Here is an 11,958-nt window from a genome sequence, read left to right on the forward strand (position 1 = left end):
TGAAAGCGTTTTGAAAATATACTTTTAAAAAGCATCATAGGGGAATTTCTACTATTGGATCATCATCGAAATTTAAGTCTTTCCGTCTTTTTTTTATAAAGGTTGTGGCTTTAATACCATTAATTTTTAGAAACTTTTCATTAAAATTCTGACGCGACCCTATACCACATTCCTCGGCTAAAGTTATAATGGTATATGACAGATATTTCCTATCATTATATAGTTTGTTTGTAATATAATTTATTCTTAGGTGAGCCAAGTAATCGGTGAAATTCATTCCCCTAGATTCTCTGATAATACTTGTGAGATATTTGTAATTTGTATCAAACTTTTTTGCAAGGTCTTTAGATGTTAAGCCCTTTTCTATAAAACCATTGTTCTGTTCAAATTTTTTCAGTTTTTTTAATATCTCATTTATTATTTGTTGGGGAATATAAGGGTCAACCGAATTATTTATGGGAGAAGAATCTTCAGGCTTTGGTTCCTCAACTTTATTTAAAATTTTCTGTTCTAGAAGATAATAGGCTTTAAGTAGTTTATCCTTTTGAGATTGATGCCATATTATCATGAACAATATCACGGAAGAGCTCAAAATTATAATTATTAAAGTTGTCCACTTACTTTTGGAAATCTCCTTTTCTAAACTAAGCTTTGTTTCCCGCAATAACGGGGTATCATATTCTTTATGAATTTTAGAAGAAAGATATCTGAAATCCCTATTAAGGACTATATCTGCTTTTAATAATTGCTTTGTATAAAAATATTCTTTATGAAGATCTTTTTTGGTCTTATAGTAATTTATCAAAGATTCGTAGTTATTTCTTACTTCTGGTAAAATGAAGTTATGTCTTTGAAATACGGAATCCACCATCTTAAAATATGTTGCAGCTTGATCTTCTTTTCCAAGGGCAAGATATGATTTACCAATGTAAGAATAACAAACCGTTAACCAAGCAAAATCATTGACAGCTGAAATGGATTTCATGCAGGAATTTAGGGATGAGATTGCCTGTTCATATTTTCTATTCCTGAATTGCTGAATTCCTTTTTCTTTCAAAAAATAACTGTATTCCTGCATATATTCTTTGCTCGTTGATGTCTGCAATAGACCAACAGCAATTAATGAATCCGAACGCTTAAACTGTCCAAGATTTCTATAACATACTGCCATTTGATGGATAGAATTAAAATAACCTCTTAAATTGTTGTAAATGAGGTTTGGATGTTGAGGTTTTTTAGATTCACTTTTAAAAAATTCACTCGTGGTTCTAAACTGTTCCAGGGATTCATTATAATTTCCCATATAACTGTTGACAACACCCATAAGATAGATTAGCCTATTGTTATAAAAATAATCTGTACTATTTTTGGCGTATTGATATGCCTTTATGTATTCATCTAATGCGAGATTATACTTCTTATACTGGAAATAATACACAACTCCCTTTTCCAAATATGCAGCGCTTATTTTTTCATTATTTTTAGTGAGTTTTGAGGCATAAATTGTACTATCCGCAAATTTTAATTTCTGTTCTGGGTGTGATGAGTACAAAATACCATCCAAATACCCCTGAATTAATTGTTCGTAATTCTTTTCTCTTTTCGCTTTGGCTATATACTGCTTTATAAACTGAAGCGCATGTTCATCATTTTCTGAAAGTCCCTCATAATTTTTTCGCAGAAGATAGTATTCACTAAACTCTTCATCATTCTGTCCTTTCAAAGACATCGTGAAAAAAAACGAAAAACATATTATATAAAGTTTAAGGAAGGCTTTCATGGTTAGGTGACTTTCATATAAAATTAAAAAAAATCACCCAAATATGACCTTTTATTGAATAAACATTAAATGGAAGCAATATCTAGGTCAACATCCAGAAACATAAATAATTACGAATGTTATTTTTCTAGAAATACAACATAATTATTTTAGAAGCGCACCATACAAAGGTTTTCAGAGCGAGAAAAGTCCAATAATTTCGAAGTCAGAATTCTATTAAAACCCCGGGGATAAATCTTCTAAATATTATGACTATGAAAAAGATTATCTCAATTATTTCATCAATAATTACAATTTTAGCGGGAATTGTTTTTATGCACTCCTGTAGACAGCAGGACGATGATCAGGCTTTAGAGCAGGACTTTAAGTTTGAAAAATCAATAAGTAAACTATCCAACAGAAATGCGGATAGTCTAAATCAAGTATCGAATTCAGGTGAATTTGATGCGGCAGAAATTGACTATAAAGATCCACCTCCTAAAAATGGTGGACAGTGGAAAATCAAAAACTAATCAAACTGTTTGTATATATGCAGTGCGCAATGCATATATAACGAACAGATCATGAGGTAAGTCAGAGGCATCTTTTCCAATGGTAATAGAAATTAAAAATTGCTTCCTTTGAGACAAATTTATCCTTAAAATACCAATCACTGCCACATTTTGAAGGGTATCATATTACTTCTTTAAGTTTATCCATTAAAAATTATATTATATGGATATTTTACTTAAAAACCTCTCGTATTTTAGATCAAACCTTCAAGAATTACTATACACCAATTATCCTGAAAAGGCTTACGATTCTAAATTTATTTCTCAACGTTCAAATTGGGCTTTTAAAGCTTATGAAGGTGCTATTCAAGGTAAAAATACTGAAGAAGAAGCTGAGAGAATCGCAAATTCTATTCTTTTTGAAGCTCTATATTTTTCCAAGTTCAATACAATTTTTCAAGTTGTCACCTACGAATTCGACACCTTTTTGTTGATGAAGAGATAAGACCATTTTCTCTAAAAATGCTGAATGTCTGCGATGATATATTTAAAAAATATGATCTAACGGATGACTTTGCGTATAGTACTGACTATGATTATCTTTATAACGATATCAAAGCTATTATTAGTGAATGGATTAAAAAGAACTTGAATTTATAATCTCTAATAAAAAGCATCCTACATCACCTTATTGAAAATCCAAAGAATTGCTACAGACCTGTTTGATAGCAGTTTTTTTATTATATGTTTTCGGTCAAAAACATAACTAATAATGCCAAATTAATCCTTAAAATTCCCTGAAAAGCCAATTTAATCAACGGATACAGATTCCCAATAATTTCACTTGCAAATTTAATTTTTCAGATATGCAAGGAGATGATGATTTAAGAGGATTAGCAAAAATTATTGCTTTTATGAGGGCCGTAAGTATCGTTCTGATACTTATGCATTTTTATTGGTTTTGTTATAGTGCATTTGCAGACAAGGGCTGGAACATAGAGGTGGTCAACCGAATTTTAAGCAACTTCCAAAGGACGGCAGGTTTATTTTCACATACTCTTTATACGAAGGCTTTTGCATTCCTGCTTCTTGCATTAAGCTGCTTGGGAACGAAAGGAGTGAAAAATGAAAAAATTACCTGGACAAAAATTAATACCATTTTATTAGTAGGATTTGTATTTTATTTTCTAAACACATCATTACTATTACTTTCTCCCGACATAGGCTTCTTTTTATACATTCTTACGACAAGTATTGGATATATTTCATTGATGGTAGGTGGTATTTGGCTAAGCCGGCTTTTAAAGAACAATCTGATGGATGATGTCTTTAATAGCGAAAATGAAAGCTTCATGCAGGAAACCAAATTGATGGAGAACGAATATTCGGTAAACTTACCAACTAAATTCTATTATAAAGGAAAATGGAATGATGGATGGATCAACATTGTTAACCCTTTTCGTGCGACAATCGTACTGGGAACCCCCGGATCGGGAAAATCATATGCCGTCGTCAATAATTTTATCAAACAGCATATTGAGAAGGGTTTTGCGATGTATATCTATGACTTTAAATTCCCAGATCTCTCAACTATAGCATATAATCACCTGTTAAGGAATACTCACTGCTACAAGGTAAAACCAAAGTTCTATGTAATCAATTTTGATAATCCCCGCGAAAGTCACAGAAGTAACCCAATCAATCCCAAATTTATGACGGACATCTCTGATGCATATGAGTCTGCGTACACAATTATGCTGAACCTCAATAGGTCCTGGATAACTAAGCAGGGCGAATTTTTTGTCGATTCACCAATAATATTATTAGCTGCAATTATTTGGTATCTGAAAATTTATGATAATGGCAGATATTGTACTTTCCCACATGCTATAGAGCTTTTAAACAAAAAGTATGAGGATATATTTACCATATTGACTTCATATCCAGAACTGGAAAACTATATCTCTCCCTTTATGGATGCTTGGGAGGGCGGCGCCCAGGACCAATTGCAGGGACAAATTGCTTCCGCAAAAATTCCTTTATCAAGAATGATCAGCCCGCAATTATACTGGGTTATGTCAGGCGACGACTTCACTCTAGATCTCAATAATCCAAAGGAACCAAAAATACTATGTGTTGGCAACAACCCGGATCGTCAAAATATTTATTCGGCTGCTTTAGGATTGTATAATTCTCGTATTATTAAACTAATTTCTAAAAAGGATCAACTTAAATGTTCCATTATCATTGATGAGTTACCTACAATATATATACGTGGACTGGATTACATTTCCTACGCCAGATCCCTAAAAATTTCGTCTCTCTTTGGTATTCAGGACTTCTCGCAGCTAACCAGAGATTATGGTGATAAAGAAAGTAAAGTGATACAAAACTTGGTAGGTAATATAGTAAGTGGTCTGGTTGTTGGAGAGACTGCAAAGACTCTTTCTGATCGTTTTGGAAAGGTCTTGCAGAAAAGGCAAAGCATGACAATAAACCGTAATGACAAATCGACATCCATTTCCACACAACTTGACAGTTTAATTCCTGCGTCGAAGATCAGCACCTTAACCCAAGGAATGTTCGTGGGATCAGTTGCAGACAACTTCGATGAACGCATTGATCAGAAAATATTTCATGCCCAGATTGTCGTGGACAATAAAAAGGTTGCAGCAGAGACAAAATCATATCAAAAAATACCCGAAATCACCAAGTTTATTGATGAAAATGGTAATGACAATATGCAAGAAGTAATTGATGGGAATTACAAACAGATCAAAGCCGACATTAACGGAATTATTGAACGGGAATTAGATCGTATAAGTAATGATCCATCTTTATCTCATTTGATAAAAAAGGAATCTTAGGATATTGAAGGGTTAATATAACAAAGATTAATTTTATTTTTTTCTTAGAAAATCAAAATTATTTCATTACTTAGTAAAATATTGGATTTTCTTTTCTATAAGAAATTTGTTATACTAACTGGCCAATAATTATGAACACTTATTTATTAGCATTGGTAGAAAGTACGTTAAAGGACGCGATTGAAGAGTTTTCAAAACTTCATTGGGTCTCTCCTGCATTTCACGCTAACAAAATTGATGTGATTCAACTGCAGTTGAATAAACTCATGGATTACTACATTGAATTTTTTCAAAAAACCGGATTTCTGCCCAAAGATTTGGATTTAGTAAAAAAATCTTGCCTTATTGAACGAAGAATAAAGGATTTCGATAAAGCACAAGAAGATGAAATTTTATCTGGTTTATCCTTTGTTATTGAAGAAATCGAAGATGATGTCAAAAACCGCATTATTCCCATTCACACCCAATATCCTAAAACCCATAATTTAGCCCTATTGACAGGAATTGCAGCGACTGACTCCTATGGAAAAACGATTAGATTTCTGCTTCATGAATTTGAAATACCGAGAATTTTAATTGATATAATTGCGCAGGATCTTGATTATATTGGAAGGCTTCTTGATCTGTATGATGCAAAGGTAAGAAGTTCGTTAAAAGACTTTGTAACATCATTTAATCGTAATTATAAGAAGTTCCAGAAAGACTGTAAGATTTATCTAGAGGATACTTTTTATCAATTTTATATCAAACTAAAGATGATCGGGGCAAACCGTGATATTCTTTTTTCGGATATGAACAAAAAGGAAATTGCTTATAATAATCAATTTGGAGATTATTTAAACCTCTACAGAATATATAATCAACATTATAAAATCGTGCTGGATGACTTACCCAGATTCAAACAAATATTATAGTATCGATAATTAAATTCCTATTAGTAGGAATTTTTTATAATAAAAAAGCATTTATTTGAAATACATTAGCTCATTCAAGATATTTTTTTTTCAAGAAAGGTTTTTGAAATTTGGTTATAGATAATCATTAAACCGATTGTGATGAAAAAATATTTTGCAAAAGACTATGCAAGTATTGTAGCTTATTTCATAGCGCTGCTTTTTGTATATGCAGCTATGAGTAAACTTTTGGATTTTGAAAATTTCCAGGTTCAACTCGCGCAATCCCCACTGTTGAGTGCCTATGCCGGATTTATTTCCTATGCCGTAATTATAGTTGAATTTGCGTTGGCAGTTTATGTCTGTGTTCCAGATTATCAATTATTTGCGTTATATGGCTCTTTGGGTTTAATGACAGCTTTTACTATCTATATTTATCTGATAATAAATTATAGTGATTTTGTTCCGTGTTCATGCGGCGGAATATTAGAAAAATTAGGGTGGACTGAACACCTGATTTTTAATATCGTGGTCGTGATACTAATTTTTACAGCAATTCTTTACAGGGAAAGAAAACAGAATCCACAAAATCGACTGATCTTACCCATATCCAAATCTATTGCCATAAGTATTGTCAGTTGTGGAATTGTTGTATGCTTATTTTTAAGTTCCGAACACATTATTAAGCAGGAGAATAATTTTACAAGGCGATTTGTACCGCATCCACTTGTTAAAGAACAGATTTATGACCTGGGAGTAAATTCTTACTACTTTGCTGGGTTGGAGGATGGAAATATCTATTTGGGAAATACAACTGCACCGCTTTTCATAACAAAAATTGACACCGCACTAAGAGGGATGTCAGATATAAAGGTAAAATTGGACAATAAAAATCATGTATTCCGAAACTTAAAGTTAACAATCCGTAAACCATATTATTATATGTACGATGGTTCTGTACCAGTAATTTATCAAGGGAAGTTGGAGGACTCATTAGCAAAAACAATAAGCTTTGGTGATGCATATTTTAATCAGCTTGCCATACTTGATTCAATGCGATTTGCCATTAGAACTCAGCGGAGGTCTGATAAACGGTATATTCTAGCCTCACTGGATTTAGATAAAAATAAAAAACTGGAATTGCAACCGGATATTTTAGAAAAACAGATTGACGGAATTTTTGATGTGGATGGAATTTTGAGTTCTGATAGTCAGAGCGGAAAACTGGTCTACACCTATGTCTATCGCAACCAGTACATTGTGATGGATAACAATTTCAAGATATTGAATCGTCTAAATACCATTGATACAACAAGCCGTGCAAAAATTTCTGTAGTACGTTTATCCAATGGCAATAATAAAATGAGTGCTCCGCCTTTTAGCGTAAATAAAGGTTCACTGGTTTCGGGTAATTTATTATTTAATCAATCCAACCTGAAAGGCAAACATGAGCCCTCAAAATCCTGGAAAACATCTTCCATAATTGATGTATACAGCACTGATCAACAGCAATATATTGGTAGTTTTTACATTCGACATAAAAATAATATACCAATGTCTGCAATGATCGTTCAGGACAACAACCTTTTCGTCCTTATTGGAAATGAACTTGTTCGTTATAAAATCCGGGATGGTGCTTTTGACGTGAATTCAAAACGAAACAGGCCGCTCAGGGAGCAGCCTGTTGATAAGGAACCCAAAAAAGGGATTGCCGAAAACCTTGAAAAGATTAGGCATAAACCAATAAACACTTAATATGAAAAAATATTATTGCCAGCACTTATTGTAGCAATGGGTGCAGGCGCAGCTTTCGCTACCAATTTGGCAAGTAAAGCCTCTAAAGTAATTCCGACTTATCGTATTGATGAGAATAACAAATGTGTTCAGGTACAACAAGATTGTAATGCCACAAGCGGATTTGTTTGTACTTGGGATGGAGACGGTACTTCGCGTTTACATGAGTTTATGGATAGTGAAACACAATGTTCACAAGAACTATTCAGAACTACTCCATAAGTTCGAAGAGAAGGCGCTTAAAAAGGCGCCTTCTTTTTTATTTGCTTATTGATCCATGGAACATCTTTTATATCTTTCAGAAAATAATCGAACCATTCTAAGATCTTTTCGTCCCTGTCTTTCTCCTCGAGAGGATGATGGAGAAAATCGTGATTACCATTTTTATATAAAAGGGCTATCACCTGTTTTTGATAACGTCTAAGACCAATATAAAATTCCATAACCTGGTCCAATGGCACGTTTTCATCCTTCTTTCCTCCCCATAATAAAATTGGTGATTTGACATTTTCAACATTTAAAATAGGACTATTCAGTAAATATTTTTCTTTATCTTCAGCCACTGAGTCTCCCATCTTGAACTGCCCAGTTTCATAAAAGAAATAAAACGGTTTAACATACTGATAACTATAAGAATGGTAACTGCTGATCAGATCACTGAAACCTGCTCCTGATACATATGTCTTAAAGCGCTGCGATTGTGTGGCGATGAAATTGGTTTCATAACCACCATACGAATGTCCTAAAAGCGCGATTCTATCCTGATCAATTAGAGGGTTTTTCAATAAAGCATCCAGCGCGCTATTTACGCATTCTAAAGCTGACATGCCGGGGCCATCCTTGCCTTGTTCTATATCGGGGAGATATACAAAATACCCTCGTTCCAATAAAGTCCTGATCTGGAATCCTACAGGTGATACATTATTTGGAGAAAGATAATCATTGCTTAAAGTCCGTTGTACCTGATAGATATGGACTACCATTGGATATTTTCCCTTTGGATCATAGTCTATTGGATAGTATAAAATACCCCTTAGATTTTTTCCAACAGCTTTGAAATTATAAATTTTCTGTTTGATCTTTTGTGCTTCAACATCCTTAATTCCGGCATTGAACAATTTATTTTTATGTCCATTGACATAGGAATACAATGTAGGAGGCTGGTTGAAATTTCTTTCCAACGTATAAAAGGATGTCATATTTCTGTTGAAAAGTAGATGATCAGAGTCAAACCTGTTTTCTGTTTCCGGTACAACCTCTTTCCATTTTCCCTTGCGGTACATATTGTAAAAAGTTTTATTTGAATAATTATCATATACTTCCAGCAATATGGAATCTTCCGGTAAAAATGAATTTAATGTACTTTCACCAAATTCGTTAGTTTGATTTTTAATTTCAACTTTTTTTCCTTTTGCAATGCCCAAAGCGGTCAACTTCTTTCTATTGATGTCATATTTCCAGAGGTCGTCACTGCTTTCAAAATAAATTTGATTGCTGTTTGCCGTAAAAACAGGTTTTTCAAGACCAAATTTTTCTATTAAGGCTTCTCTCTTGCCCGAAGTACTGAACAAGGACCAATTTTTACCATCATTGCTCGCTAGGAACAACCTGCCATTCTTGGAACAAAAAAACCTATTTCCCACAAAGTCGGGTCTCCAACCTTTTGTTAAAGTAGGTATTTGTTTTAAGCTGCCGATTGCTGTTAAACTTTCTGTTGATATATCAAATATATAGGCATCATTGATATCTGGCGTAAACGTATTAAAATTGTAATCTTTTCTAGGTAGATAGGTCAGAAAATATCGAGCATTATTTAAAGATTCAAGTACATGGTTCTCCTGAATTTTTAATGACTGCAGTTTATTCGCTATCGTATCCCATAACCAGTATTCGTTATTTACGTACATTCTTTTATGTAGGTTGACAAATGGATCATTGCCATACCATATGTCAACCAAGGAAGACTGCTCTTCGGAGAATCTTACCCTTGAATTGATGAGAAAGTACTTTCCATTTTGAATTTCCGTCAAACTTAATTCTGATTTGCTTGGAACGTTTAATTGAATTACCTTTTTATAGTCATGTTCTGAATCGAGTATAGTCAATTGATTATGTCCTTTCTGAATCTGAACTTCTGTAATGAGTAGCTGTTTGCCTGATGGCGTAAGTTCGATCTTTGATATTCGATTTTCTGTTGAATATACAATTTCTTGTCTTTTACCCGTTGTTTCAAGGATCTTGGCTTTTCCTTCACTCTGCCTTACAACATATAGCTTACTTTTTGAGTCTGTTGCCATAAGACCATCAATGTCTGCCATTTCCTGTAGCTGATTGCCCGTCAGATCATAAAAAATAAGGTGCTTATCTCTGGAGTAAATGGCATATCTATTTAAATTATCCAGCCGATAATAATTGCTGGCATTATTATATTGGTATATTTTACCAGTCTTAAGGTTCAGAAACTGTAATTGATCGGCTTTTCTCCCAAAAACCCCTTCTTCATTAAGAAAGTCCAAAACTCCCGTCGATACAATTTTATGTATTGTCTTGTCCTTTGTGCTAACAACATAAGCCGAATCACCACCAAGTTTATACTGCTTATTGATTCCTATCCATGTTCCTTCAGATGAAATCTTGGGAACCCCGCCCAATGTTGCAAATTTTGCCTTCCATTGGGTTAAGGTATCCCCTGCTGTTGAGCAGGTATAAATATGAAGCCGTTAAGAATTATGGAAACCAGTAAATATTTGATCTTAATAGCCATTATTCTGAGGTTTGAGATTTAGATTGAGGAGAATTTCATTTTGGGGGATCGGCCAAAGTTTATGAAAATCCTTCCAGTTAGGCTTTGCAGTTGACAATAAATTGAGTTTATCCATTCTCTTCAGATCAAGAAACCTATGTCCTGTTTCAGTAAAGAATTCACGTCTATCTTCCAAAAGGATTTCATTAAGGAGATCAGCTTGGCTTAAGTTGGTTAATGCCGCTAAACCTGCCCTTTGTCTTATCGAATTTAAATAAATAAGCCCTTCGGTGAGTTTACTCTGCTGAGCCAAAGATTCTGACAATAAAAGATAAGCTTCTTCCACCCTGAATATGATAGAATACTCATTAGCATTTGTATTATCGCGATTTTTGTATTTTTCAGCTCTATACCATATTGATCCATTATAGGATACTGACGCCATCCAGTGCTGTTTTCTTAGGTCATTAGAGTTGAAGGAGTTTACGAGATTCATATTCAACGCATAAGAACTAGGCTTTGCATTTGAGAAATAGTATAAGGTAGCCTGTTTCAGAGAAGCATTATTAATAGGTTTTAATTGCCAAAGAATGTGTTTACCTGACTTTTGAAATACTTTTGTTATATCGGTTTCTATTTGATAAAGCGAAGATTGGGTAATTTCTTTTAACAATTGTTCTGCCTGATTCCAATTTTTCTGTGCCATATAGATCTTTGCCAGTAGAAGCCTTGCTGTCATTTTATTGGCATATATCCGTTCAGCATTTCGATAGTCATCCTGCAATAGTGTCAGGACCTGTTGAAGATCTTCTACCATTTTTTTCAATGCATCATTTGAAGGTGTTTTATTTAAAATCTGATTTATTGTGTAATCCGTTGTTTCAGGATATGGAATATCCCCCCAAAGTTGGTTCAAATAAAAAAACATTAACGTTCTAATAAATAAAGCTTCTCCCTTCAAATACTTTTTGTCGGACATTGAAATCCCGTTAGATTTATCAACACCTTCAATAATAGCATTAGCTGTATAAATATGTTTAAAAGATGAAACCCAGATATTGTATACGGTTTGATTCGTGTCAGTTTGTTGGTTTAGATAAAGTTCCCTAGTTGGAGTAATCGTTGTACTGAATTCATCCAGTTCATCCGTATAAACGCCTAGGGCGGCATCAAGATTCACTCCTGAAATCGGGGAATTTGACATTACATCGGCATATAAAGCCGATAATGCAGCGTTAGCTGTTTGAAGATCCTGAAATACTTCGTTGCTGGCAATCTGATTATTCGGTAGATCAACGTCAATCAATTTTTCGCACGAAATCGAAAAATACAATGAGAAAGATGCGAGAATGCATGTGTATAAATATTTAAAATTTTTCATGAGATTAGA

At 33.7% G+C, this 11,958-nt stretch carries 8 protein-coding genes and 1 pseudogene; 6 read left to right on the plus strand and 3 right to left on the minus strand.

What is annotated here, in order from left to right:
• Nucleotides 1-34: 34 nt before the first annotated feature.
• Nucleotides 35-1,723 (minus strand): helix-turn-helix domain-containing protein, encoded by a 1,689-nt coding sequence (locus H3Z85_00515; GenBank protein QPQ52046.1) that lies wholly within the window; start codon nucleotides 1,721-1,723, stop codon nucleotides 35-37.
• A 311-nt stretch (nucleotides 1,724-2,034) separates the two neighbouring features.
• Between H3Z85_00515 and H3Z85_00520 the strand changes: the two genes are divergently transcribed.
• The 6 genes and pseudogenes from H3Z85_00520 (at nucleotide 2,035) to H3Z85_00545 (ending at nucleotide 8,047) form a co-directional block, all read left to right on the plus strand.
• Nucleotides 2,035-2,292: a hypothetical protein gene (locus H3Z85_00520; protein QPQ52047.1), complete on the plus strand. Its 258-nt coding sequence runs from the start codon at nucleotides 2,035-2,037 to the stop codon at nucleotides 2,290-2,292.
• 202 nt (nucleotides 2,293-2,494) lie between these two features.
• A pseudogene (locus tag H3Z85_00525) lies at nucleotides 2,495-2,931 on the plus strand (DUF1896 family protein).
• Nucleotides 2,932-3,137: 206 nt separating this feature from the next.
• On the plus strand, nucleotides 3,138-5,138 hold the full coding sequence (locus tag H3Z85_00530) for a YWFCY domain-containing protein (protein ID QPQ52048.1): 2,001 nt from the start codon (nucleotides 3,138-3,140) through the stop codon (nucleotides 5,136-5,138).
• A 131-nt stretch (nucleotides 5,139-5,269) separates the two neighbouring features.
• On the plus strand, nucleotides 5,270-6,052 hold the full coding sequence (locus H3Z85_00535) for a hypothetical protein (GenBank protein QPQ52049.1): 783 nt from the start codon (nucleotides 5,270-5,272) through the stop codon (nucleotides 6,050-6,052).
• 141 nt (nucleotides 6,053-6,193) lie between these two features.
• A complete protein-coding gene (locus H3Z85_00540) occupies nucleotides 6,194-7,786 on the plus strand; it encodes a tellurium resistance protein TerC (protein ID QPQ52050.1) in 1,593 nt (530 codons plus the stop codon).
• 15 nt (nucleotides 7,787-7,801) lie between these two features.
• A complete protein-coding gene (locus tag H3Z85_00545; protein ID QPQ52051.1) occupies nucleotides 7,802-8,047 on the plus strand; it encodes a hypothetical protein in 246 nt (81 codons plus the stop codon).
• A 17-nt stretch (nucleotides 8,048-8,064) separates the two neighbouring features.
• On the opposite strand, the gene H3Z85_00550 is transcribed toward H3Z85_00545, so the two are convergent.
• Complete coding sequence (locus H3Z85_00550) at nucleotides 8,065-10,476, minus strand: S9 family peptidase (GenBank protein QPQ52052.1); 2,412 nt, start codon at nucleotides 10,474-10,476, stop codon at nucleotides 8,065-8,067.
• Nucleotides 10,477-10,578: 102 nt separating this feature from the next.
• Nucleotides 10,579-11,949 (minus strand): RagB/SusD family nutrient uptake outer membrane protein, encoded by a 1,371-nt coding sequence (locus tag H3Z85_00555; protein ID QPQ53813.1) that lies wholly within the window; start codon nucleotides 11,947-11,949, stop codon nucleotides 10,579-10,581.
• Between the last annotated feature and the right edge of the window lie 9 nt (nucleotides 11,950-11,958).

This window comes from Chryseobacterium indologenes (assembly GCA_016025055.1).
Classification (GTDB): Bacteria; Bacteroidota; Bacteroidia; order Flavobacteriales; family Weeksellaceae; genus Chryseobacterium; species Chryseobacterium indologenes.